The sequence below is a fragment of the Pseudonocardia sp. genome, assembly GCF_050250275.1.
Classification (GTDB): domain Bacteria; phylum Actinomycetota; class Actinomycetes; order Mycobacteriales; family Pseudonocardiaceae; genus Pseudonocardia.
Genome location: NZ_JBFWOY010000032.1, coordinates 59,426 through 83,095, shown reverse-complemented (window position 1 = coordinate 83,095; position 23,670 = coordinate 59,426). Strand labels below are relative to the sequence as shown.

At 74.0% G+C, this 23,670-nt stretch carries 24 protein-coding genes; 12 read left to right on the top strand and 12 right to left on the bottom strand.

All coding sequences use genetic code 11. The annotated features are described in order from the left end of the window. Positions 1-33 precede the first annotated feature (33 nt). The 10 genes from AB7F12_RS25175 to AB7F12_RS25130 are packed head-to-tail and all read left to right on the top strand — an operon-like array spanning position 34 to position 10,463. Positions 34-1,506 carry an AMP-binding protein gene (locus tag AB7F12_RS25175; RefSeq protein WP_428499353.1) on the top strand — a complete coding sequence of 491 codons (1,473 nt, stop codon included), beginning with the start codon at positions 34-36 and terminating at the stop codon, positions 1,504-1,506. Then, positions 1,506-2,114 (top strand): hypothetical protein, encoded by a 609-nt coding sequence (locus tag AB7F12_RS25170; protein ID WP_428499354.1) that lies wholly within the window; start codon positions 1,506-1,508, stop codon positions 2,112-2,114. The genes AB7F12_RS25175 and AB7F12_RS25170 overlap by 1 nt, the downstream gene beginning before the upstream one ends. Continuing rightward, on the top strand, positions 2,111-3,841 hold the full coding sequence (locus tag AB7F12_RS25165) for a pyruvate, phosphate dikinase (RefSeq protein ID WP_428499355.1): 1,731 nt from the start codon (positions 2,111-2,113) through the stop codon (positions 3,839-3,841). The genes AB7F12_RS25170 and AB7F12_RS25165 overlap by 4 nt, the downstream gene beginning before the upstream one ends. Then, the gene (locus AB7F12_RS25160) at positions 3,838-4,425 is read left to right on the top strand and encodes an acetyl-CoA carboxylase biotin carboxyl carrier protein (protein ID WP_428499356.1); all 588 of its coding nucleotides are present in this window, start codon (positions 3,838-3,840) and stop codon (positions 4,423-4,425) included. Before AB7F12_RS25165 ends, AB7F12_RS25160 begins: the two co-directional genes overlap by 4 nt. Next, entirely contained in the window at positions 4,418-5,851 is a 1,434-nt protein-coding gene (locus tag AB7F12_RS25155; protein ID WP_428499357.1) for an acetyl-CoA carboxylase biotin carboxylase subunit, read from the top strand. Before AB7F12_RS25160 ends, AB7F12_RS25155 begins: the two co-directional genes overlap by 8 nt. Continuing rightward, a complete protein-coding gene (locus tag AB7F12_RS25150; RefSeq protein WP_428499358.1) occupies positions 5,848-7,332 on the top strand; it encodes a carboxyltransferase in 1,485 nt (494 codons plus the stop codon). Before AB7F12_RS25155 ends, AB7F12_RS25150 begins: the two co-directional genes overlap by 4 nt. Continuing rightward, positions 7,332-7,739, top strand: a complete 408-nt coding sequence (locus tag AB7F12_RS25145) for an OB-fold domain-containing protein (RefSeq protein WP_428499359.1) — start codon at positions 7,332-7,334, stop codon at positions 7,737-7,739. Before AB7F12_RS25150 ends, AB7F12_RS25145 begins: the two co-directional genes overlap by 1 nt. Before the next feature lie 5 nt (positions 7,740-7,744). Then, positions 7,745-8,869, top strand: coding sequence for a thiolase family protein (locus AB7F12_RS25140; protein ID WP_428499396.1), 1,125 nt, complete (start codon positions 7,745-7,747; stop codon positions 8,867-8,869). A gap of 43 nt (positions 8,870-8,912) precedes the next feature. Beyond that, the gene (locus AB7F12_RS25135; RefSeq protein ID WP_428499360.1) at positions 8,913-9,101 is read left to right on the top strand and encodes a DUF6855 family protein; all 189 of its coding nucleotides are present in this window, start codon (positions 8,913-8,915) and stop codon (positions 9,099-9,101) included. 36 nt (positions 9,102-9,137) lie between these two features. Next, positions 9,138-10,463, top strand: a complete 1,326-nt coding sequence (locus AB7F12_RS25130) for a hypothetical protein (protein ID WP_428499361.1) — start codon at positions 9,138-9,140, stop codon at positions 10,461-10,463. On the opposite strand, the gene AB7F12_RS25125 is transcribed toward AB7F12_RS25130, so the two are convergent. Both AB7F12_RS25125 and AB7F12_RS25120 read right to left on the bottom strand, forming a co-directional pair. After that, the gene (locus tag AB7F12_RS25125; RefSeq protein WP_428499362.1) at positions 10,435-10,872 is read right to left on the bottom strand and encodes a hypothetical protein; all 438 of its coding nucleotides are present in this window, start codon (positions 10,870-10,872) and stop codon (positions 10,435-10,437) included. The genes AB7F12_RS25130 and AB7F12_RS25125 overlap by 29 nt on opposite strands. Further along, entirely contained in the window at positions 10,869-12,065 is a 1,197-nt protein-coding gene (locus tag AB7F12_RS25120; protein ID WP_428499363.1) for a molybdopterin-dependent oxidoreductase, read from the bottom strand. Before AB7F12_RS25120 ends, AB7F12_RS25125 begins: the two co-directional genes overlap by 4 nt. Before the next feature lie 110 nt (positions 12,066-12,175). On the opposite strand from AB7F12_RS25120, the gene AB7F12_RS25115 reads away from it, so the two are divergent. Then, positions 12,176-12,871 (top strand): response regulator transcription factor, encoded by a 696-nt coding sequence (locus AB7F12_RS25115; protein ID WP_428499364.1) that lies wholly within the window; start codon positions 12,176-12,178, stop codon positions 12,869-12,871. Positions 12,872-12,874: 3 nt separating this feature from the next. Then, complete coding sequence (locus AB7F12_RS25110) at positions 12,875-13,906, top strand: sensor histidine kinase (RefSeq protein WP_428499365.1); 1,032 nt, start codon at positions 12,875-12,877, stop codon at positions 13,904-13,906. 2 nt (positions 13,907-13,908) lie between these two features. Here the strand turns inward: AB7F12_RS25110 and AB7F12_RS25105 are convergent, their stop codons facing one another. The 10 genes from AB7F12_RS25105 to AB7F12_RS25060 all read right to left on the bottom strand — a co-directional run bounded on the left by AB7F12_RS25105 (position 13,909) and on the right by AB7F12_RS25060 (position 23,637). Beyond that, positions 13,909-14,541, bottom strand: a complete 633-nt coding sequence (locus AB7F12_RS25105; protein WP_428499366.1) for a methyltransferase domain-containing protein — start codon at positions 14,539-14,541, stop codon at positions 13,909-13,911. Then, positions 14,538-15,212: a TIGR04282 family arsenosugar biosynthesis glycosyltransferase gene (locus AB7F12_RS25100; protein ID WP_428499367.1), complete on the bottom strand. Its 675-nt coding sequence runs from the start codon at positions 15,210-15,212 to the stop codon at positions 14,538-14,540. The genes AB7F12_RS25105 and AB7F12_RS25100 overlap by 4 nt, the downstream gene beginning before the upstream one ends. A 5-nt stretch (positions 15,213-15,217) precedes the next feature. Then, a complete protein-coding gene (locus tag AB7F12_RS25095; RefSeq protein ID WP_428499368.1) occupies positions 15,218-15,865 on the bottom strand; it encodes a glycosyltransferase family 2 protein in 648 nt (215 codons plus the stop codon). Positions 15,866-15,937: 72 nt separating this feature from the next. Continuing rightward, positions 15,938-16,987, bottom strand: coding sequence for an NAD-dependent epimerase/dehydratase family protein (locus tag AB7F12_RS25090; RefSeq protein WP_428499369.1), 1,050 nt, complete (start codon positions 16,985-16,987; stop codon positions 15,938-15,940). Positions 16,988-17,038: 51 nt separating this feature from the next. Next, the gene (locus AB7F12_RS25085; protein ID WP_428499370.1) at positions 17,039-17,515 is read right to left on the bottom strand and encodes a CoxG family protein; all 477 of its coding nucleotides are present in this window, start codon (positions 17,513-17,515) and stop codon (positions 17,039-17,041) included. A gap of 392 nt (positions 17,516-17,907) precedes the next feature. After that, complete coding sequence (gene folD / locus AB7F12_RS25080) at positions 17,908-18,765, bottom strand: bifunctional methylenetetrahydrofolate dehydrogenase/methenyltetrahydrofolate cyclohydrolase FolD (protein ID WP_428499371.1); 858 nt, start codon at positions 18,763-18,765, stop codon at positions 17,908-17,910. Positions 18,766-18,775: 10 nt separating this feature from the next. Further along, positions 18,776-19,708: a formyltetrahydrofolate deformylase gene (gene purU, locus AB7F12_RS25075; RefSeq protein WP_428499372.1), complete on the bottom strand. Its 933-nt coding sequence runs from the start codon at positions 19,706-19,708 to the stop codon at positions 18,776-18,778. A gap of 164 nt (positions 19,709-19,872) precedes the next feature. Beyond that, the gene (locus tag AB7F12_RS25070; RefSeq protein ID WP_428499373.1) at positions 19,873-20,505 is read right to left on the bottom strand and encodes a sarcosine oxidase subunit gamma; all 633 of its coding nucleotides are present in this window, start codon (positions 20,503-20,505) and stop codon (positions 19,873-19,875) included. Continuing rightward, complete coding sequence (locus AB7F12_RS25065; protein ID WP_428499374.1) at positions 20,498-23,365, bottom strand: 2Fe-2S iron-sulfur cluster-binding protein; 2,868 nt, start codon at positions 23,363-23,365, stop codon at positions 20,498-20,500. Before AB7F12_RS25065 ends, AB7F12_RS25070 begins: the two co-directional genes overlap by 8 nt. Next, positions 23,362-23,637, bottom strand: coding sequence for a sarcosine oxidase subunit delta (locus AB7F12_RS25060; protein WP_428499375.1), 276 nt, complete (start codon positions 23,635-23,637; stop codon positions 23,362-23,364). Before AB7F12_RS25060 ends, AB7F12_RS25065 begins: the two co-directional genes overlap by 4 nt. Between the last annotated feature and the right edge of the window lie 33 nt (positions 23,638-23,670).

Genomic DNA, 23,670 nt, shown 5'->3' with positions numbered 1-23,670 from the left:
GCCACTCCCAGGCTCTTTCGACGAGGAGAGCACGTGCAGATCGGTGACCTGATCCGCCGGGCCGGGCGTCAGTACGGCGCCGCGCCCGCGCTGGTCGACGGCGAGCGGGTGGTGGGCTTCGCCGAGTTCGACGAGCTGACCGACCGGCTGGGCCACGCCCTGCTGGCGCGCGGCCTGGAACCGGGCGACCGGGTCGCGGTGTTGCTGCCCAACGGGATCGACGGCGTCGTCGGCTACTACGCGCTGGCGAAGTCAGGGCTGGTGCGGGTGCCGCTCAACGCCCGCGAGACCCCCCACGAGTTGGCGTTCAAGATCGAGGACTCGCAGGCGCGAGCGCTGGTCGTCGCCGGGGAACCGCCCGCACCGGTCGAGATCACGATCGACGCCGCCGAGCTCCCCGCCATGATCGCCGCAGCGCCGGCCGGCCCGTGCGACGTGCGGCGCGAACCCGACGAACCGCTGCGCCTCGCCTACACCGGGGGCACCACGGGCAAGCCCAAGGCCGTCGTGCTGACGACGCGCAGCGAGCTGGCCGAGGTCGACAACTTCCTCGTCGACCTCCTGCCGAACCTGCGCCCCGACTCGGTGATGCTGCACGCCGCACCGATCACCCACGGCAGCGGCGCGTTCTTCCTTCCGCACCTGGTCAAGGGCGCGGCCAACGTCGTCGTGGCGAAGTTCTCGCCGGCAGCGTTCCTGGAGGCGGCGCAGAAGCACCGCGCCACGACGACGTTCATGGTCCCGACGATGATCGGGATGCTGCTGGAGGACCCTGCCACGGCCACGGCGGACCTTGCGCTGGAACGGCTCTGCTACGGCGGCGCCCCCATCGCGACGACCGTCCTGCAGCGCGGCATCGACGTCCTCGGCCCGGTGTTCACCCAGCTCTACGGGCAGGCCGAGGCGCCGCTCGCGATCACCTGTCTGCAGCCCTGGGAGCACACCCCGGAGCGGCTGACCTCCGCCGGGAAGCCCTACACCTTCGTCGAGGTCGACATTCGCTCCGCCGACGGCCGGTCCCTCGGCGTCGACGAGGTCGGCGAGGTGCTGACCCGCGGCCCGCACACGATGGACCGCTACTGGCGACGCCCCGAAGCGACGGCCGAGACCAAGGAGCCCGACGGCTGGCTGCACACCGGCGACATCGGCCGCTGGGACGCCGAGGGCTACCTGCACCTGCTCGACCGCCGTCACGACGTGATCATCTCCGGCGGGTTCAACGTCTACCCCCGCGAGGTCGAGGACGCGCTGCTCGCGCACCCGGCCGTCGTCGAGGCCGCCGTCGTGGGGCTGCCCGACGAGAAGTGGGGCGAGCGGGTGACCGCGGCCGTCGTGACGCGTTCGGAGACCGACCCGGAGGACATCCGGGAGTTCTGCGCCGGCCGGCTCGCCGGCTTCAAACGACCCAAGACCGTGGAGATCTGGCCCGGCCTGCCCACCAGCCCGGTCGGCAAGTCGCTGCGCCGCGAGGTGCGCGACCGGATGCTCTCCCGAGAGGACGCCTGATGCTCGACCCGTACCAGCTCACCGTGCACACCCTGACCCTGCGCCAGCTCGCCACCGCCGAGCAGCTCGCCGAGGTCACCGGCCAGCCGGTCGCCGACGTCTCGGCCAACCTGGAGAAGGCCGTCGCCGACGGTGCGGTCCTCGCGGCCAAGGACAAGTTCATGATCGGCCCCGTCGGGCGGACGCAGCTCGACGACACCTACCCGACCGCCTTCGCCGACATCCGCGCCTCCGACGCGATCCGCGAGGCGATGGACGCGTTCGAGACCGGCGTCAACAAGCAGGTGCTGTCGTTGACGACGGACTGGCAGACCAAGGAGGTCGGCGGGGACCGGGTGCCCAACGACCACGGCGACGCGGACTACGACGCGGCGATCGTCGACAAGCTGGCGCGGGTGCACGAGAAGACCGCGCGCGTGCTGGCGCCGCTGGTCGCCGCGGACCCGCTCGTCGACAGGTTCCTCGACCGCATCGGGACGGCCCTGACCCGTGCCGAGGGTGGCGAGACCGACTACGTCAGCGGCGTGCGCGTCGACTCCGTGCACACCGTGTGGTTCCAGATGCACGAGCACCTGCTGCGGCTGACCGGGCGGGAGCGCCCGGAATGAGCGCCGCGGTGGGCTACCGCTGGCTCGTCGTGCCGTCGGGGGAGGAGCCGTCGCGGGAGCTGGTGGGCGGCAAGGCCTGGAGCCTGTGGCGGATGCGGTCGCTGGGGCTGCGCGTCCCGCCCGCGTTCGTCGTGACGACCGAGGCGTGCGCGGCGTACTTCGCCGACGGGGCGCTACCGGACGGACTGGTCGACGAGCTGGCCGCCGGGATCCGGCTGCTGGAGGCCGAGCTCGGCCGGACCTTCGGGAGCGGGCCCCGGCCGCTGCTCGTGTCGGTGCGGTCCGGGGCGGCGGTCAGCATGCCCGGGATGATGGACACCATCCTCGACCTGGGGATCACCGACTCCGTCGAGGCCGCGCTCGCCACCGAGACCGCCGACGCCGGCTTCGCCGCCGAGGTGCACCGCCGGTTCACCGGCTTCTACGGCCGGCTCGTCCTGGGCTGCACCGAGGAGCTCGACGACCTGCCCGACACTCCGGCCGTGCGCCGCGCGGTCGAGGCCGACACCGGCGCGCAGGTCCCGAGCGACCCGTGGGAGCAGCTGCACCAGGCCGTCGCCGCGGTGTTCGCGTCCAGCCGGTCGCGGCGCGCCGTCGCCTACCGCAAGCACTACGGCATTCCCGACGACCTGGGCACCGCGGTCACGGTGCAGGCCATGGTGTTCGGCAACCTCGACGCCGACTCCGGGACCGGGGTGGTGTTCAGCCGCAGCCCGGTCACGGGGGCCCGCGAGCCCTACGGCGAGTACCTGCAGCAGGGGCAGGGGGAGGACGTCGTCTCCGGCCGGGTCACGCCCTCGCCCCTGGCGTTCCTGCAGGAACGCGCCCCGGGCGTGCACGCCGAACTGCTGCGCGCCGCCGAGTGTCTCGACCGGGAGGGCCGCGACGCCCAGGACATCGAGTTCACCGTCCAGCGCGGCGAGCTGTTCCTGCTGCAGTCCCGGCCGGCCAAGCGCACGGCCCGGGCCGCGGTGCGGATCGCGGTCGCGCTCGTCGACGAGGGCGCGATCACCCCGGCCGACGCCGTCCGGCGGGTCACCGCCGACCAGGCCCGGGCGCTGCTGCGGCCCACGCTGCGCGACGGCGTCACCGCCGAGGTCATCGCGTCGGGGACCCCGGCCAGTCCCGGCGTGGTGTCAGGAGTCGCCGTCGCCACCCCGGAGGAGGCGCAGCGGACACCCGGCTCCATCCTCGTGCGGCGCTCCACCTGCCCCGACGACGTCCACGGCATGATCGCCGCCGCCGGCGTCGTCACCGAGCAGGGCGGCGCCACCTCGCACGCCGCGGTCGTCAGCCGCGCGCTCGACACGGCGTGCGTCGTCGGGTGCGGGGCGGGGACCGTCGAGAAGCTGGTGGGGAGGACGATCACCGTCGACGCCACGACCGGCCGTGTCTACGAGGGCACCCTGCCGACCACCGCCGCGACCGAGGAGACCGACGACGACCTCGCCCGGCTGGGCGAGTGGGCCGCGGCGCAGTCCCCGATCGCGGTGGCCGCGCCCGGGGGTGCCGTATGCGGGCCGGAGTTCGACGCCGACACCGTTCCGCCCGCGGAGGTGGGCGACGGGGTGCCCACGATCCCGCCGGGCACCCGCACCGTGCGCGGGGCCGTGTTCGCCACGTCGGACGGTGTCCGCGCCGCGCTCGACGCGGGCGTCGAGGTGATCGCCGCCGACCACCGGCTCCCGGTGCTGCTGGCCGCGATCGACCAGGGAGGACAGCGATGAACGCACCGACCGAGCAGGAGCCGGTCCCGGACTCCGTGACCTACCGCGAGATCCGGGAGATCCTGCGGACCTTCCGCGACTCCGGCTGGACCGGCATGACCGTCGACCTGCACGGGATGCGGATCACCGTCGGCAAGAGCGGCCCTCCCGTGGCGGGTGCTCCCGCCGCCCCGGTCGCCGCCGCTCCTCCCGTTCCGAACGAACGGCCCGTTCCGAACGAACGGCCCGTTCCGAACGAACGGCACAGTGGCGCCGCTGAGTTGCGTGACAGTGCCGTTCGTGCCACCCCGGCGGCTGCTCCGCCCCCGGCGGCCCCCACCGCCGTCGACACCTCCGGGTGCGTGGCCGTCAGCTCGCCCACGGTCGGGGCGTTCTGGGTCGCTCCCAGTCCCGGGCAGCCACCGTTCGTCGCTGTCGGCGACGTCGTGGCGCAGGACCAGCAGCTCGCGATCGTCGAGGTCATGAAGCTGATGAACCCCGTCGTCGCGCAGGTCGCGGGGACCGTCGTCCAGATCTGTGCCGCCAACGCCGATCTCGTCGAGTACGAGCAGACGCTGTTCTGGATCAGGCCGGCCGATGGGTAGCCCGGCGCTCGCCGCGGCCCTCGTCGAGGCCCGACCGCTGCGTCGGGTGCTCGTCGCCAACCGCGGGGAGATCGCGGTCCGGGTCGTGCGGGCGTGCCGGTCGCTGGGCATCGAGTCGGTCGTCGTCACCTCGACGGTCGACCGCGACGGCATGGCCGCCCGCCTGGCCGACCGGGCCGTCTGCATCGGGCCACCGGCCGCGGGGCAGAGCTACCTCGCGATCCCGGCGGTGCTGTCCGCCGCACTCGGCACCGGCTGCGACGCCGTGCATCCCGGGTACGGCTTCCTGTCGGAGAACCCCGAGTTCGCCGCGGCGTGCGTGAAGGAGGGGCTGACGTTCGTCGGACCGCGGCCCGAGGCGGTCGCGCAGGCGGGGGACAAGGCCCGCGCCCGGTCGCTCGCGCGTGAGGCCGGCATCCCGACCCTCGACGGCTCGCCGATCATGGACATGACCGAGGACGCCGTCGCCGCGGCGCGCGAGCTCGGCTATCCGGTGCTGGTCAAGGCCGCGGCGGGCGGCGGGGGCCGCGGGATGTCGGTCGTCGAGGACGAGGGGCAGCTGCGGGGCCGGTTCACGGCCGCCGCCGAGGAGGCGCGCGCGGCGTTCGGCGACGGGCGCGTCTACCTGGAGCGTTTCGTCCGCAACGCCCGCCACATCGAGGTGCAGGTGCTCGGCGACAAGCACGGGAACGTCGTGCACGTGGGGGAGCGGGACTGCACGCTGCAACGTCGGCACCAGAAGGTCGTCGAGGAGTCACCGGCTCCCAACCTCCCGGAGGACGTCCGGCGCGACATCCGCCGCAGCGGCGTCGCCTTCGCGCGCGCCCTGGAGCTGGACAGTGCGGGGACCGTCGAGTTCATCTACGACGCCGACAGTTCTGACGAAACCGGCCGGGCCGGCAGGCAGCCCTACGCGTTCCTGGAGTTCAACGCCCGCATCCAGGTCGAGCACCCGGTGAGCGAGCTGGTCTCCGGCATCGACCTCGTTGCCGCACAGCTCAGGGTCGCCGGCGGCCGGCCGCTGGGTCTCGCCCAGGAAGACGTCGAGGTGACAGGTCACGCCGTCGAGGTCCGGATCACCACCGAGGACCCGGCGCGCGGGTTCGTGCCGCACCCCGGGACGGTCACGGTCTGGGAGCCGCCGACGGGCGAGGGCATCCGCGTCGACAGCCACTGCGAGCCCGGCTACGTCGTCACCCCGTACTACGACTCGTTGCTCGCCAAGATCATCGCCTTCGGCCCGGACCGCGACGCGGCGATCGACCGGATGCTCGCGGCGCTCGACGCGCTGCGCGTCGAGGGCGTGCCCACCACCCGCGAGTTCTGCCGCTCCGCGCTCGACCATCCCGACTTCCGCGCCGGGCGCGTCACCACGAACTGGATCGCCGAGCGCGGCCTGCCCCACTACCTGGAGAACGTGCGATGACGTACCTGAACGTCGCCCCGGAGAAGCGCAAGATCGAGATCATCGACCAGACGCTGCGCGACGGCCCGCAGAGCTGGTGGGGCATGAAGCTGCGTCGCGACATGGGCCTGCCGATCGCGGGCGAGCTGGACCGGACCGGTTTCCACACGATCGACCTCGTCGGCAGCTCGATCTTCGAAGTCCTTGCGCGGCACTGCAAGGAGGACCCGTGGGAGCAGCTGATCTCGCTGTCGCGGGCCATGCCGCGCACCACCGTCCGGGCGGGGACCCGTTCCAACGGCATCGTGACGTTCGGGCTCACCGCCGACAGTGTCATGGACCTGTGGGTGCAGCGGCTCGTCGCGCACGGCATCAGCAGCTTCTGGATCTACGACGGGCTGTTCAACACCGACAAGATCGGCCGGCTCGTCAAGACCGCGCAGGCCGAGGGTGCGCGGGCCATCCCGTGCATCCTTTACGCGGACAGCCCCTTCCACACCGACGAGTACTACGCCGCCCGCACCCGCGAGCTCGTCGCGCTGGGCGCCGACGGCATCGAGCTGGAGGACGCGGCCGGGCTGCTGACCCCGGAGCGCACCCGGACCCTGGTGCGCGCCATCAAGGCCGCGGCCCCGGACATCCCCGTCGAGATCCACTTCCACAGCAACAACGCCCTCGCCCCGATCAACTACCTGGAGGGTGTGCTCGCGGGCGCCGACGTCGTGCACACCGCGTCGGGGCCGCTGGCGGCCGGGGTGTCGTTGCCCAGCACCGAGAACACCGTCGCGAACCTGCGCTATGCCGGCTACGACGTCGACCTCGACGAGACCCGGTTCGCCCCCGTCGCCGAGCACCTGCTGCGGGTGGCCGAGTACGAGAACCTGCCCGTCGGCAAGCCTGCCGAGTACTCGCTGTTCCTCTACCGCCACCAGCTGCCCGGCGGCATGACCGGCACGTTCAAGGACCAGCTCAAGGCACGCGGGATGGAGGACCGGTTCGAAGAGGTCCTCGACGAGATGTCCCGGGTGCGCGAGGAGCTCGGCTACCCCGTGATGGCGACACCGTTCTCCCAGCTCGTCGGCACGCAGGCCGTGCTCAACATCGTCACCGGCAAGCGCTACTCGGTCGTTCCCGACGAGGTGATGATCTACGCCAACGGCTTCTACGGGACGCCCGTCGCGCCGCTCGACCAGAACGTGCTCGACACGATCATGGGCTCGGCGAAGGCGAAGAGCTACGCCGACTGGCAGCCGCCGCAGCCGTCGCTGGAGGAGCTGCGCAAGCGGTTCGGCGAGAACATCTCCGACGACGAGCTCATCCTGCGGCTGCTCGTCCCGGAGGCCGACGTCGAGGCCATGCGCGCCACCCCGCAGCGCAACCGCGACTTCGCGCCGACGACGAAGCAGGCCCGGTTCATCCGGGAGCTCGTCGAGACCTCGGTGGGCGCCTACCTGCACATCGACGGGCCGGGCTTCGAGCTGACCCTGGAGGGGGACCACTGATGGCCGAGCTCGGTGTCGGTAGGCCGACCAAGCGGCGGCCGGGGTCGGCGGTCGGTGGGCTGCCCGTCGCCGACTCCCGCCCGGTGCTCGACGGCGACGCGGTCGTCGGCGTCCGGTGCACGGTGTGCAGGTACCCGGTGGCGCAGAACGGGATCCCGTGGTGCCCGTCGTGCTACGGCGCGGTCGAGCCCGCCCGGTTCGCGACGACGGGCGCGGCGTGGACGTCGACGGTCGTCGGCATCCCGGTGGGGGATCGGCGCCCGCCGTTCGGGCTCGCCTACCTCGATCTCGACGACGGCCCGCGCGTCCTCGTCCACCTCGCCTCGCCGGAGGTGCTCCCGATCGGCGCGCGGCTGCGGATCACCGGAACCGACTCGGGCGACCTGACCGCGGAGGTGACCGCGTGAACCCCATGCTGTGGGGCGTCGGCACCAGCGACTACGGGCTCCAGCCCGGGACGCGCGTCGAGGCGCTGTGCTGGACCGCGATCGCCGAGGCCGTCGCCGACGCCGGGATCACGCCCGCGGAGATCGACGCGATCATCGTCGGCTCGGTGTTCGGCCCGCCCGGCGTCGCGACGCGCGTGCAGCGCGGCATCGGCCTGCCCGGTGTTCCGATGTGGACGGTCGAGAACGCCTGCGCCAGTGGCACGAGCGCCTACCACGAGGCAGTCGAAGCGGTCCGGCTCGGACGCTACGGGTGCGTGCTCGTGCTCGGCGTCGACCAGATGTCGACGCTGTTCTCCGGCGCGATCGTCCCCGAGGCCACCGACCCCGAGGGCGCGTCGTCGCTGCCGCTGCCCGGGCTCTACGCCCTGGGGGCGCAACGCTACGTCCAGGAGTTCGGGGTGACCCCCGAGCAGCTCGCCGCCGTCGCGGTGAAGAACAAGCGCAACGGCCTCGACAACCCCCGCGCCCAGCTTCGCAAGGCCGCACCGACGATCGAGGAGGTCCTCGCCTCCCGCATGATCGCCGAACCGCTCACGTTCCTGCAGTGCTGCCCGACCAGCGACGGCGCCGGCGCGGTGATCGTCGGCGGCGAGCGCGGCCGCGACGGTGACCTGCGGATCGAGGCGTCGACGATGGTGTCCGGCGCGCTGTGGGACCACCGCAGCGACGACGTCTGGGGCTACGCCAGCGTCGCCCGCGCGGCCGAGGCGGCCTATGCCCAGGCCGGGCGCGCACCCGCGGAGATCGACGTCATGGAGGTGCACGACGCCTTCACGATCGGCGAGATCGTCACGCTGGAGGCGCTCGGCGTCGCACCCCGCGGCAAGGGTGCCGAGCTCGCCCCGTCCGGGCACACCGCCCGCGACGGCGTCCAGCCGGTCAACCCCAGCGGTGGGCTGCTGTCCCGGGGACACCCGTTGGGCGGCACCGGGACCGCGCAGCTCGCCGAGATCGCCTGGCAGCTGCGGGGCCGGGCCGGTGCGCGGCAGGTGGCGCGGCACCGGGTCGGGCTCGTCGAGACCATGGGCGGTGGCGCCGCGGGCATGGACGGCAACGCCTGCGTCGTCACTATCCTGTCCGTGCCCTGACCGTCGCGGACGGCGCTACGATCCGCGCCTGCCGCTGACCGGCGTGGACACGGAGGGCGGCTGGTACGGGCTGCGCAGCGGCTACCGCGGCCGGTTCGGCAGGTACCTGCCCCCGCTGCTGGAGGCGCCCGGGCTCGCGGAGCTCACGCACGACGCCCCGCAACAACCGCGTGCGGGCGGTGTGAGCGGGCAGCGGCTGATCGTCGCGGAGAGCGTCGTCCCCACCTCGTAAGGGTTCGCCGCGGGGGTGGGTCGATAGCGTGATCGCGTGCGCGACATTCGCGACCGGACCGGTGTCCGGTCGGACGTACTGGTCGTCGGCGGTGTCGTGGCGCTCGTCGTCGCCTCGGCGGTGGTGGGCCGCCGGCTGCTCGCCGAGGGCGTCGACATCTTCCTGGCCTGGCCGCCCCTGCTCGCGCAGTGGCTGCCGCATGTGGGCCCCGGCACCCCGGCCGCGGTCGTGGTGGCGGTCGCGACCGTCGTGTGGGGTCCGGGCCTGGCAGCGCGGCTGCGCTGGGTCCCCCTGTTGTGGACGGGCTGGGCCGCGGCGTTCGCGTGGACGGTCTCGCTCGCGCTGGTCGACGGCTGGCAGCGGGGTGTCGTCGAGCGCCTGACCAGCGGCGAGGAGTACCTGCACGACGTGCCGCGGGTCGCCGAGCTGGGCGGGATCGGCCCGATGCTGCGGGTGTTCTCCGACCACATCCTGACCACGGCGGTCGACCCGGCGCAGACCTGGTTCTGGACGACGCACGTCGGCGGCCACCCGCCGGGCGCGTTGCTGCTGTTCACGGTGCTCGACCGGCTCGGGCTGGGCTCCGGCGGGGCGGCGGGGGTCGTGGCGATGGCGGTCGGGTCGTCGGCGGCCGTGGCGGTCGCGGTGACGCTGCGCGCGCTCGGGCACGAGGACCTCGCGCGGCGCGTGCTGCCGTTCTCGGTGCTGTTGCCCGGCGCGGTGTGGGTGGGGGTGTCGGCCGACGGGCTGTTCGCGGGTTGGCTCGCGTGGGGGGTGGCGCTGCTGGCGGTCGCGGTAGCCCGACGGAGCGCGGTGGTCGCCGCGGGCGCGGGCGTCGTGCTGGGCTACTCGCTGTACCTGTCCTACGGGCTCGTGCTGGGCGGGCTGTTCCCGCTGGCGGTGCTCGTCGCGACCCGGGGGTGGCGCCTGCTCGTCCCCGCGCTGCTCGGGGTCGTCGCGGTCGTGGTCGCGTTCGCCGCCGCGGGTTTCTGGTGGCTCACCGGCTACGAGGACGTGAAGGTCGTCTACGCCGCGAGCATCGCCTCGACCCGGCCCTACGGCTACTTCGTGTGGGCGAACCTCGCGGCGGTGATGTTCGCGCTGGGCCCGGCGGTGGCGGCGGGGCTGACGCGGGTCCGCGCGCTGCCCCGCGCCGCGGCGCTGCTCGTCGCGGCGGCGGTGGCGGCGATCGTGCTCGCCGACCTGTCGGGGATGTCGAAGGCCGAGGTCGAGCGGATCTGGCTGCCGTTCGCGGTGTGGGCGGTCGTCGCCTGCGGGGCACTGCCCCGGGCGCGGGGGTGGCTCGTGGCCCAGGCCGTGCTGGCGCTGGCCGTCAACCACCTGCTGCTGACCGTCTGGTGACGCGCACGACCCAGACGAGTGCCGAGACCGCGACCATCCCGAGCACGAGCCACAGCCAGCGGGCGAGGAACGGCTCCTGGCCGAGCCCCGACGCGCCGAGGACGACCGGTTCGCCCTGCCGGATGATCCCCGGCAGGAACACCAGGAACGTCAGCCCCGCGCCCAGCAGCGGTACCCGGACGTGGTTGACCAGCGGCACCCGCGTCGCGGGCAGCAGCGTGAGTGCCCGGTCGGCGGCGGCGTGGAGCGGGAACAGCACGAGATCGTGCAGCAGCAGCGCGCCCGCGAACCAGATCAGCATCCCCGGGATGGACGGGTGCAGCGTCGGGTCGCGCAGGATGATCGTCGCCGCGTACCCGGCGAGCGCGACGCAGCCGAGCAGGCCGGTCGCGCGGGCGAGGGTCCTCATCGGTCGAACCCGATCGCGGCGACCCACTTCGTGCAGTGCACCCCGGGCAGCGCCGGGACGATCACCCGGGCCGGGTACCCGTGGTCGCGGGACAGGTCGGACCCGTTGACGCGCAACGCGAGCAGCGCGTCGGGATGGCGGACCTGGGCTGCGGTGAGCGGGGCGCGGGCGAAGGGGCCGTCCTCGACCGAACGCACCGTCGCGCCCGCCGGGTCCGGGACACCCGCGAGCGCCGCGAGGTCGCGCAGCCGCACCCCGGACCACGTCTGCTGTGTCGACCAGCCCTCCACGCACGCGATCGGCAGGTCGGCGGTGTGCTGCGGCAACGCGGCCAGCTCGTCGCGGGTCAGGTGCACGGCGCCGAGGTCGAGGCGCCAGCGTCCGCCCACGGCCTCCGGGGCGATCCCGGAGGCGACGAACGTGCGGTTGACAGGGAAGTCGCCGGGTGCCGTGCGGCCGCGGGGGAGCAGCAGCGCGGTGACACGCAGCGGGCCGTCGAGGGTCTGGCCGACCGTCAGCCCGGCCAGCAGCAGTGACCCGCCGCCGACCAGGGCGAGCGCACCGCGGCGGCTCATCGTCGGTGGGTCGGGCTCGGGGGCGACGAGCCCACCCTCGTCGGCGGGTTCGGGGACGGTGCCGGCGAGCGGGGTGCGCAGCTCGGCCCGCAGCGACCGCGACCGCAGGCTGCGCACCATCGTCGGCAGCGTGAACGCCACGTGCAGCACGAACCCGGCGACGAACACCCACGCCCCGGCGTAGTGCGCCGCGTAGAAGCTGAACCCGAACACGTAGTCGTACTGGATGTTCAGCAGCCCGGTGACGATCTCGAACAGGATCCCGCCGACGAGCAGCACCAGCGTCGCGCGCTCGGCCAGCTTCAGCAGGTCCCGGCCGGGCCTGGTGAACAGCTTCGGGATCACCGACCACAGCTTCGCCAGGACCACCGGGACCAGCACGATCCCGAGCCCGACGTGCAGGCCCTGGGTCAGCCGGAACAGCCACGCCGGGCCGGTCGGCCAGTCGAACGGCGGCAGGCGCAGGGCGCCGACGTCGCCCGGGATCGCGCCCGCGCCGTAGGCGACCCGGTCGAGCAGTCCCGTCACGATGACCACGGGCAGGGCACAGAGCAGGACGAGGCCGAACACCGAGGTCAACCACGGGCCCCGGATCGGGCTGCGCCAACGGATCCGCATGCACCGACGCTAGGGCCGCGCGGGCCCGGGCCACCCGGTCGGTAAGCACCCCGTCAGATCGCCTTACCGACCGGTGACATCTCCGCGCGACCGCCCCGGGCGGGGCTAGCGTGAGCCGGGTGTGCGCACGCGTCCTGGTGGTCGACGACGACGAGACCGTCCGCGACGTCGTCGGCCGCTACCTGGGCGCGGCCGGTCACGACGTCGACACGGCTGCCGACGGGGTCGCCGCGCTGCAGGCCGCCCGCGTGACCCGGCCGGACGTCGTGGTGCTCGACCTGATGCTGCCCGGGCTCGGCGGGCTGGAGGTGTGCCGGGCCCTGCGCGCCGACGGCGAGCTGCCGCCCGTCGTCATGCTCACCGCGCTCGGTGAGGAGGACGACCGGCTGCTCGGCCTGGAGCTGGGCGCCGACGACTACGTCACCAAGCCGTTCAGCCCGCGGGAGCTGGTGCTGCGCGTCGCCTCGATCCTGCGGCGCACCGCCGCCGTCCGGACGCCGTCGCCGGTGCTGACCGACGGCGTGCTGCGCGTCGACCCGGCCGCCCGCATCGCGACCCTGCGCGACGAGCCGCTGGCCCTGACGACGCGTGAGTTCGACCTGCTCGCCTTCCTGCTCGCCCACCCGGGCCAGGCGTTCACCCGCGAGGAGCTGCTGTCGCGGGTGTGGGGCTGGGAGTTCGGCGACCGGTCCACGGTGACCGTGCACGTGCGGCGGCTGCGGGAGAAGGTCGAGCAGGACCCGACGGCTCCCCGCCGGATCGCCACCATCTGGGGCACCGGCTACCGCTACGACCTGCAGGGGTGAGTGGTGCTCGACGAGCTCGCGCACGCCGTCCCGCTCGCGCTGCTGTTCGCGCTCCCGGTCGCCGCCGTGGGCGGGGTGCTGCTGCACGTGATGCGGCGCAGGTCGATCGCCGCCGCGATGGTGACGCTCGGGCTCGTGCCGCTCGCCGCGGCGCTCGGTGGCGTCGTCGGTGTCAGCGGGTTCATGTACACCCCGCAGCTGGTGGGGACGATCGCGGTGTGCGGTGTCGTCGGGGTCGTCACGGTCCCGGTGGCGTGGTGGCTGGGCCGCCGGTTCGCCCGGGAGGCGCTGTGGCAGCGCGAGGCCGACGCGGCCGAGCTCGACGCCGTCCGGCACGCCGAGGCCGCGCGGCGCGAGCTCGTCGCCTGGATGAGCCACGACCTGCGCTCGCCGCTGGCCGGCATCCGCGGCATGACCGACGCGCTGACCGACGGCATCGTCTCCGAGCCCGCCGACGTCGCCGACTACCTGGCCCGCATCCGCCGCGAGTCCGACCGGATGGCGGGCATGGTGGAGGACCTGTTCCAGCTCTCGCGCGCGACGTCGGCCGCGCTGCACCTGTGCCTCGTCCCGCTGGCGCTGGGGGAGGTGGTGTCCGACGCCGTCGCCGCCGAGGGCCCCGCTGCCGCGGCGGCGGGCGTCGAGATCGTCGCGGACTCGCCGCAGGACTGGCCGGTGGTGCGCGGCAGCGACTCCGAGCTGACGCGGACCGTGCGCAACCTGCTGGCCAACGCCGTCCGGCACACCCCGGCGGGGGGCCGGATCGAGCTCACCGCCGGGCTTCGCGGCGACCACGCCTGGCTGCGGGTGCAGGACGGCTGCGGGGGGATCGCCGAGGAGGACCTGCCGCGGGTGTTCGCCGTCGGGTTCCGCGGCGGCACCGCCCGCACACCCGGCGAGGGCCCCGGCGCCGGCCTCGGGCTCGCCATCGCGCGGGCGTTCGCCGAGGCGCACGGGGGCACGATCGGCGTCCGCAACCGGGCACCGGGCTGCGTGTTCGAGCTGGCCCTGCCGCGCGCGTCGGTCCGGGCCTGAGGTCATCGGCGCGCGACGAGCTCGGCGAAGCACCTCCCGGCGGCGGCCACGACATCGGTGACCCGCAGCCCGGCGACGGGGGCCAGCACGCGCAGCGCGTCCGCACCGACGCAGGCCCACGGCAGCGGGTCTCCCGCCACGCCGTCCGCGCAGGTCCGCGCGGTGCCGCACCACCACTCGTCCGGGCGCGGCCCCGTCTCGACGAGCACCGTGCCGCCCGGGGCGAGCAGCCTCGCGGCCCGGGCGAGCAGCCGTACCGGGTCGCCGCCGACACCGATGTTGCCGTCGGCGAGCAGTGCGTGCGCCCACGCTCCCTCACCCGGGAGCGGGTCGAAGACGTCGCGGCGCACCATCGGCACCCCGCGCCGCCGGCACAGGTCGCGCGCCACGGGGGAGCGGTCGACCCCGAGCGCCGGTGTCCCGCGCCGGGTGAGGGCGGCGACGAGGCGCCCCGGCCCGCACCCGAGGTCGACGGCGGGTCCCGTGCACCGCTCGAGCAGCAGCTGATCGGTCTCGTCGGCCGTGGCGCGCCAGCGGCCCGGGTCCATCGCGACGACGACACCGTCGTCGCGGTGCAGGTGCCCGCGACGGCCGCCGAGCATCGTGTCGAACGCCTCGCGGACGGCCGCGGTCACGACGCCGCCTCGTGCGGGTGCGCGATGCGCGCGACGGCCGCCGCGAACCGCGAGCCCGGGACGAGCGCGGCGACGGCCAGCGCGTCGTCGACGGTGTCCACATCGGTGAGACCCGGCAGCAGCCCGACGCGCAACCCGTTGCGCCGCAGCGCCTCCAGGGTCAGGAGACCGGTGTCGGGGCGGGACGTGGGCACGTCGGCGACGGCGGCGGCCGCCGCGGGGTCGCGCAGGCCGAGGGCCCACCAGCCGCCGTCGGGCGCGGGGCCGAGCACGGCGTCGGTCCCGGGGGCGCCGAGCCGGTCCAGGCAGTCCGCGAGCAGTGCCGCGTCGACCTGCGGGGTGTCCATCCCGATCTGCAGCGACGCCGCGCCGGGTCGCAGTGCCGCGGCGTCGGTGTGGGCGGCGGCGATCCGGGAACCGAGGTCCGGGCCGCGCTGGGCGACCCGGTCGGCGCGGTCCAGGGCGGCGCCGACCTCCGCGGCCCGGGCCGCGTCGCGCACCGACCCGGTGAACGCCACGACGGTCGGCGTGGCGGGCATCGCCGCGGCCGCGTCGAGGGTGTCGAGCAGGGCGGCGGCGGCGACGTCGGCGGCCTGCGCCGGGGTGGCCGGCGGGCAGAGCCGCGTCTTGGCCCTGCCCGGCACCGGTGCCTTGGCCAGGACGATCAGCATCGCCCTCACCGCAGCAGCCCCGCCATGTCGCGCACGGCCCGCGCCGTGCCGCCGACCGATCCGGAGACCTTCGACCGTCCGCCGCCGCGCCGGGAGTACCGCACGGGACGTTCGTCGATGCGCCAGCCCGCCGCCCCCGCCCTCAGGAGCAGTTCGAGCGGGTAGCCGAACGCCCGGTCCATGATCCCGAGACCGAGCAGCGCATCCCGGCGGGCGACCCGGATCGGCGCGATGTCGTGCACGCCGACGCCGCGCCGGCGCAGCTCGGCCGCGATCAGCGCGTTACCGGCCCGGGCGTGCCACGGCCAGCTGCCGGGCTCGGGGACCCGGCGCCCGACGGCCAGGTCCGCGCGCCCCGCCCCGACCTCGGCGGCCATCCCCGGCAGCACGGCGGCGTCGAGGGACCCGTCGCCGTCGAGGAACGCGACCAGCTCGGCCGTCGCGTTCTCCAGCCCGGTGTGCACGGCGGCGCCGTAGCCGCGGCGCGGTTCGGCGACCACGCGGGCGCCGTGCCGTCGCGCGACCGCGGCCGTGTCGTCGACGGACCCGTTGTCGACGACGAGGACGGGCCATCCCGGCGGCAGCGTGGCCAGGACGCCCGGTAGCGCCTCGGCCTCGTCGAGACAGGGCAGGACGATCTCAGGACGGTGCACACACCGATCTTCGATGCGCGGGCGCCGATCGGATCGTTCCCGCGTGCTTACCGATCGATGACGTCCGCCCCGTCAGCGCACGGGTGCGCGCAGCGGATCGGTCGCGAACGCGGCGACCCCCTCGGCGAACGAGGTCCGTGCGCGGAACCCGAGCCGGTCCCGCGCGAACGCCGGGTCGGCGACGACGTGGCGCACGTCCCCGGGCCGGGCTCCGCCGACGACGACCGGTTGCGGCCCGTCCATCGCCCGGGCCAGCTCGACGGCCAGGTCACCGACGGTGTGCGGCTCGCCGGAACAGACGTTGACGGCGGCGAACCCGCCGGCGTCGGTGGTCAGCGCGGCGAGGTTCGCGGCGGCGACGTCGCGCACGTGCACGAAGTCGCGTCGCTGCCGGCCGTCCTCCAGGACCCGCGGCGCCTCGCCGCGTTCCAGGGCCGACCGGAAGATCGACGCGACCCCGGCGTAGGGCATCCCGAACGGCATCCGTGGCCCGTAGACGTTGTGGTAGCGCAGTGCCCAGACCGAGCCGCCGGTCTGGCGGGCCCACGCGCTGGCCAGGTGCTCCTGGGCGAGCTTCGTCGCCGCGTACGTCGACCGCGGGTCGAGCGGGGCGTCCTCGCCGACGAGCCCCGGCACCAGGTCGTGTCCGCACCGCGGGCAGCGCGGCTCGAACCGGCCGGCGTCGAGGTCGGCGGGTGTGCGTGGGCCCGGCCGGACGGTTCCGTGCTCCGCGCAGTCGTAGCGGCCCTCGCCGTAGACGACCATCGACCCCGCCAGCACCATTCGCCCGATCCCGGCCCGGTACATCTCGGCCAGCAGCACCGCGGTCCCGACGTCGTTGTGCGCGGCGTAGTCGGGGGCGTCGAACGGGTCGACGCCGTGCCCGACCATCGCGGCCTGGTGGCACACCACGTCGACGCCCGGGAGCAACCGGCGCAGCACGTCGGTGTCGCGGACGTCGCCCCGGACGAACTCGTGGTCGGCGACCCAGGCGGGTACCCCGTCGCCGTGGGCCTGGGGGAGCAGGGCGTCGAGGACGACCGCCTCGTGCCCGCTCGCAGCGAGGAGGTCGGCCACCTGCGACCCCACGAAACCGGCCCCGCCGGTCACCAGCACGCGCATGGTCGCGACCGTAGACCGGCGGTGCCGGACCCGGGTCGGCGCCGTCGGTGGTCACCGGTCGGCGGCCCCGGCGACGTGCCGGACCAGGTTCGCCGTGAACCGGTCACCGGTGCGCTGGAGGGTGGCGTTCATGGCGGTGACGACGGCCGGGGCCGCGATCCGGGTGAGCGGCAGCTCGACGCGCAGGGTCAGCCCGATGCCGAGCCGGGTGCCGCCCGGGGCGTCGTCGAGGGAGTACCAGCCGTCGGCGCCCGTGCGTTCGACGACGCCCGGGGCGGGGCTGTGGGTGTACCCGATCCGCCGCTGCGGGTCGAAGGTCATCTTCTCGGTGAACGACGAGCTGATGCCGACGCCCAGCACGGACACGCCGGCGAGGTGCCACCGCCAGACGTCGCCGTCGGCGTCGATGCCGCGCAGCAGGGGCGTGAGGCGGGCGAGCAGGTCGGGGTCGGTGAGGGCGGCCCAGAGGGCACCGCGGTCGGCGGGGACGTCGACCTCGGCCGTGCGGGTCGTCGTGAAGGTGTGCATCCGGCGGGGTTCCCGCGGCGGCGCCGAACCCTGCAGGAATCCGCAAGAACGGCGTGGTTTTCCGACTTGTGGTGCCCACGACCTCACGGGAAGGTCAGGCGAGCAGAGCGGTGCTGCGCGATGGCCCGAGCGATCGAGTTGACACGTCCGATCGGCCCCTGTCCTGGAATGGTTCGGCGTCCGTACCAATCCGTTCCCAGGTGGCCGCCGGCCGGACAGCGCGGCGATGAAACGCCCGTAGGACTCGAGCGTTCCTCGGCCCAGTAGCCGGTCGGATGGTTGCTGCTGTCCCGGAGATCGATCTCTCGTGCACTGGACACGGGACGGCCGGGCGGGACGGCTCGTCCCGCCCAGCCCGGGATCACGGGTCGCGCGTGTATGGTTCGTGCAGGTCAGACGGTCGTGGCGCGCTCCGCCGAGCGCAGCCGCGCCGCTTCGACCGTGTTCCACAGCAGCATGGCGATGGTCATCGGCCCGACCCCGCCGGGGACGGGCGTGACGGCCCCGGCGACCTCCGCGACGGCCGCGGTGTCGACGTCGCCGCACAGGCCGGTGCCGGTGCGGTGGATCCCGACGTCGATCACCGTGGCGCCCGGCTTCACCGCGTCGGCACCGACGAGGTGCGGCACGCCGGCGGCGACGACGAGCACGTCGGCGGTGCGGGTGATCGACGCGAGGTCGGCGGTGTGCCGGTGGCAGATCGAGACGGTCGCGTCGCGTTCGAGCAGCAGCTGGGCTTGCGGCTTGCCCACCAGGTTCGACCGGCCCACGACCACCGCGTGCCGGCCCGTGAGCTCGACGCCTGCGCTGTCGAGCATCCGGATCACCCCCGACGGCGTACAGGGCCGCAGACCGGGCTTGCCCAGGGCGAGCCGGCCCGCGCTGGCCTCGGTGAGGCCGTCGACGTCCTTGTCCGGGTCGATCAGGGCGAGCAGGTCCTCCGACCGCAGGTGCGGCGGCAGTGGCAGCTGCAGCAGGATCCCGGTGACCGCCGGGTCGGCGTTGAGATCGCTGATGATCGCGGCGAGCTCGCCCTGACCGACGTCGGCGGGCAGGTGCCGGTGCAGGTCACGCATGCCGACCTGCGCGCACAGCCGGCGCTTGTTCCGGACGTAGATCTCCGACGCCGGGTCGTCGCCGACGAGCAGCGTCGCGAGACCGGGTGGTTCCTGCATCGATGCGACCTGCGTCGCGACCTCCTCGCGGAGGCGGGCGGCGAGCACCTTGCCGTCGATGACCGTCGCGGGCACGGGTACCTCCTCAGAAGACGATGGTGGTTCGGCCGTTGACCATGACGCGGTCCTCGCAGTGCCACGTCACCGCACGGGCCAGGACGGTGCGTTCGATGTCGGCGCCGAGACGGACGAGGTCGGCGGCGCTGTCGCGGTGGGAGACGCGGATGACGTCCTGCTCGATGATCGGGCCCTCGTCGAGGTCCTCCGTCGCGTAGTGGGCGGTGGCGCCGATGAGCTTCACGCCGCGCTGCTTCGCCCGTTCGTACGGTCCCGCGCCGGCGAACGCGGGCAGGAACGAGTGGTGGATGTTGATGACCGGTGCGCCGATCCGCTCCAGCAGGTCACCGGAGAGGATCTGCATGTAACGGGCCATCACGACCAGGTCGACCCGACCCTTCAGCAGATCGATCTGGGCCTGCTCCGCCGCCGGCTTCGTGGCCTTCGTGACGGGGATGTGCGCGTAGGGCACCCCGAACCCGGCGACCGCCTCGGCCATGTCCGGATGGTTGGACACCACCTGCACGATGTCGACGGGCAGGTCACCGCGACGCCAGCGCCACAACAGGTCCAGCAGGCAGTGGTCGTAGCGGGACACGAACACCGCGACGCGGGGCGCCACGTCGACATCACGCATCCGCCACGTCATGTCGAACCGGTCGGCGACCTCGGTCGTGAACTCGGCCGCGAACCGTGGCAGCCGTTCGGCGAGGTCGGGGAGGTGGAACACCAGGCGCTGGAAGAACCGGCCACCGACGGGGTCGGTGGTCTCCTGGTCGTACTGCACGATGTTCGCCCCGCGGGAGTGGAGGAACGCCGTGATGGCCGAGACGATCCCGGGCCGGTCGACGCACGACGCGAGCAGCCGTCCGAGGTTGGACGGGTTCGGTGTGGTGGCGAGCGGACCGGGACCGGTGTCGGCCCGGACTGTCGGCGCTGGGGTGATCGTCGTCTGTGTCATCACGGAGTGACCTGTGGCTTCCTCGTGCTCGATCGTGGGCTGGGGCGATCGTGGGCTGGGGCGATCGTGGGCCGGGCGATCGTGGACCGGGGCGATCGTGGCTGGGGGACGGGGGAGACCGGCCCACCGACCGCGGTCGGAGGCCGGCCGGACGGCGTCGGCGGCTACGCGCCGACCTCGATCCCGTACTCGATGCCTGCGTCGACCAGCGAGTCGGCCAGGTACTGGCCCGACGAACGCTCGCAGTGCAGCAGGTAGGAACGGGTCCCCTCCACGTCGTCGCGCACGACGTCGGTGACGACCCGCGCCACCGACGACCGGAACGCGGACCCGTCGGGCACCACGCGGTCGGCCAGGTCGATCGCGCAGACCTTGGACAGCAGCAGCGGCGCGGCCCCGCCCGTCATCCGGACCAGGGCCCGGCCGTGGGTCACGTCGACCACGGAGGCGAAACCTCCGCTGTCGGCGAGGATCGAGCGGACCCCCGCGAGCAGCTCGCCACCGGTGCCGGGGGCACCGAGGACCAGCCACTCGCCCGGTCCGGAGCCGACGACGAGCGCGCCGGCCAGCGGCCCGCCGCGAGGGCGGGTGGTGTGGCCGAACGACGTCCCGAGCGCGGCGCGCACGGATCCGTCGACAGGGCCGCGGACGGTGAGCTTGACCAGCGGGCCGAGGTCGGCCAGCCGGAGCCCGCCCGTCGCGTGCCGCGCGGTGGTCTCCCAGCCGTCGGTGGTGCGGCGCGGGCCCGGGAAGGTCAGCGCGGTACGGGCGATCGGCGCAGCGGCGGTGTCAGACACGCTGACGTTCTCCCTCGGGATCGAAGTGGGCGTGCCCGGCGGTGACCTCGACCGTCGTGTCGCTGCCGTTGCGCAGCCGGACGGTGAGGCGGGTGCCGGGGTCGGCCAGGTGGGCGTCGACCTGGCCCAGGCAGATCGGGTGCCCCAGCGTCGGCGACATCCGGCTCGAGGTGATCCGGCCGACGATGTAGCCGCCCTCGCTGATGATCTGGCTCGCCTCCTCGGGCACGACCGACGCGTCGAGGGGGCGGATCCCGACGAGCTTCGGATGCTCCCCGCGCTCAGCCTGCCAGGCCAGCTCCGGCTTGCCCGCGAAGTCGGACTTGTCGAGCTTCACCGCCCAGTCCAGGCCCGCGGAGTAGGCCTTGGTGAGCCCGTCGGTGTCCTGGCCGACGATGAAGTGGCCCTTCTCCAGGCGCAGGATGCGCTGCGCCTCGACCCCGAACGGGGCGATGCCCAGGTCGGCGCCCGTGGCCATCAGCGTCTCCCACACGTGCAGCCCGTAGCTCGCCGGGACGTGCAGCTCGTAGGACAGCTCACCGGTGAACCCGATGCGCCACAACACACAGTCCTCGACGCCGGCGACGGTGCCGGTGCGCACGTTCATGTAGCCGAACGCGGCGTTGTCGAGGTCGACGTCGGTGAGCCGGGCGAGCAGCTCGCGCGAGCGCGGGCCCGCCACGTTGATGCTGGCGAACGCGGTCGTCACCGGGGTGACGTGGACCTGCCAGTCCGGGCGCTCGGTCTGCAGCCAGTTCTCTGCCCACTCCCAGACGGTCCCGGCGCCCGAGGACGTCGTCGACATCAGGTAGTGGAACTCGGCGAGCCTGCCGGTGACGCCGTCGTCGAGGACCACGCCGTCCTCGGCGCACATGACGCCGTAGCGCACCCGCCCGATCCCGAGCTTCGACCACTTGTTGACGTACAGCAGGTTCAGCAGCTTCGGCACGTCGGGACCCTGCAGGTCGAGCTTGCCGATCGGGGTGACGTCGATGATGCCGACGCCTGTGCGCACGTTGCGGACCTCGGCAGCGGGGTCGCCGTAGTGCTCGGGGCGGACCCACTGGCCCGCGATGAGCGGGGTCGCCCCGCGCGACTCGTGCCAGGGCTGCATGGGGGAGTGGCGGATCGGCTCGAACTTCCGGCCGGCGAGCGCCCCCAGCGTGATCGGCGTGTACATCGGGCGCCACGTCGTCGCGCCCGTCTCGGCGATGGTCTTCCCCGTCGCGTGGGCGACGAGCGCGACGGTGTTGACGGTCTCGAGCTTGCCCTGGGCGGGGCCCATCGTGGCGGTCGTGTAGCGCTTGACCAGCTCGGACGAGTCGTAACCTTCCTTCACCGCGGTGAGGATGTCCTTGGCCGACACGTCCTCGGACATGTCGACGAACCCGCCCGTGGACAGCGCGAAGAACAGCTCCGGGTGGTGGCGCAGACCCAGTTGCGGGACCGCGACGGCGTCGCGGGCGGGCGCGGGGGTGCCGCCGATGCCCGGCCGGGAGGCCGCGAGCGCGAGCGCACGCGCCGCCGCCTCGGTGCCCGCCGCCGTCGCCTGGGCGACGAGCTCCTCGCGGGTCCCGTCGCCGGCGATGCCGCCGACCGCGATGACGCCGTCGGGCGTCGCCGCCGGGTCGGGCACGAACCGGGCCGCGTCGGGCCGGTACACGGGGTTGGCGCCGGACATGTTGAGCAGCGACGTCGGCGCGGTCCAGCCGGCCGCGACGACGAGCAGGTCACACTCGATCCGGCTGCCGTCGGACAGCTCGACGGCCTCGACGCCGCCGCGCCCGGTGGCACGCACGACGGTCCGGCCGTGGCGGGCGTCGACCTCGACGACGTCGACCCCGGCCGCGCGCAGGTCGGCCGCGGCGGCGTCGCCCTCGGGGTTGGCCGTGAACACGACGGCGCGGCGCCCGGGACGCACCGCGTAGAGGTTGAGCAGCCGCCGGACGGCCGTCGACAGCATGACGCCGGGCAGGTCGTTGCCCGCGAACACGTACGGGCGCTCGATGAGCCCCGCGGCGACGACGAGCGTCCCCGCCCGCGCCTTGACCAGCCGCTCGGCGACGTGGGGGAGACCACGTTGGACGACGGCCATCCAGTTGTCGTCGTAGCGCGCGGCCACCACCGAGTCGGTGAGGACCTCGATGTTCGCCTCGGCCTCCACGGCGGCGACGAGCTCGTCGCGCAGCCGCAGGTCCTCGGCGTCGCCCCAGCGCAGGTGCCCGCCGAGCTGGTGCTCCTGCTCGACGAGCATGACGCTCGCCCCGGCCTTCGCCGCCGCGACCGCGGCGGCCAGGCCAGCGGGCCCGCCACCGGCGACGAGGACGTCGGGGTGGGCGTAGCGCTTGTCGAAGTAGGGCTGCTCGCTGTCGGCGGACACCTCGCCCGCGTGCACGAACCGGCGCAGCACCTTCTCGTAGGTCGGCCACAGCCGTTCGGGCTTGATGAACGTCTTGTAGTAGAAGCCGGTCGCGAGGAAGCGGCCCGCGAGCTGGTTGACGGCCTTCACGTCGTAGCGCAGCGACGGCCACGTGTTCTGCGACCGCACGTCCATGCCGGGCTCGACCAGGCGGTGCGCCGCACGGACGTTGGGCTCGTCGCCGACCTGCAGGATCGCGCCCGGGTCGAAGATGTCGGCAGTGAGCAGCCCGCGCGGGCGGTGGTACTTGTAGCTGCGCGCGAACAACCGGACACCGGCGGCGGCCAGCGCCGACGCGATGGTGTCGCCCGGGTGCGCGGTGTGGGTGACCCCGTTCCACCGGAACTCGATCGTGCGGCTGCGGTCGATGACCTCGCCGGGGCGGGCACCGAGGCGGTGGTCGCCCCCGGTGCGGGTGCGGCGGGTCGCAGGCCGGGTCACGACGCCGCCCCGGCGGTGCGCGGCGCGTCGTCGACCGGGGCGCGGTGGGCGTTGTCGACGGTGTTGCGCTCGATCCCGAAGAACCGGCGGCAACCGGAGCCGTGGTACCAGGTCTCGCGGACCCAACCGGCGGGGTTGCGATGGAAGTACAGGTACCGGCGCCACTGTTCGGGGGTGGCGGTCTGCGGGTCGGGCCGTGACTTCGCCTCCCCGACGTAGCGGAACTCGCTCACGTTGCGAGCCCCGCAGTTCGGGCACGTCAGCAACATCATGAAAGGTCTCCGGTGCGGTGTCGCGGGTGTACT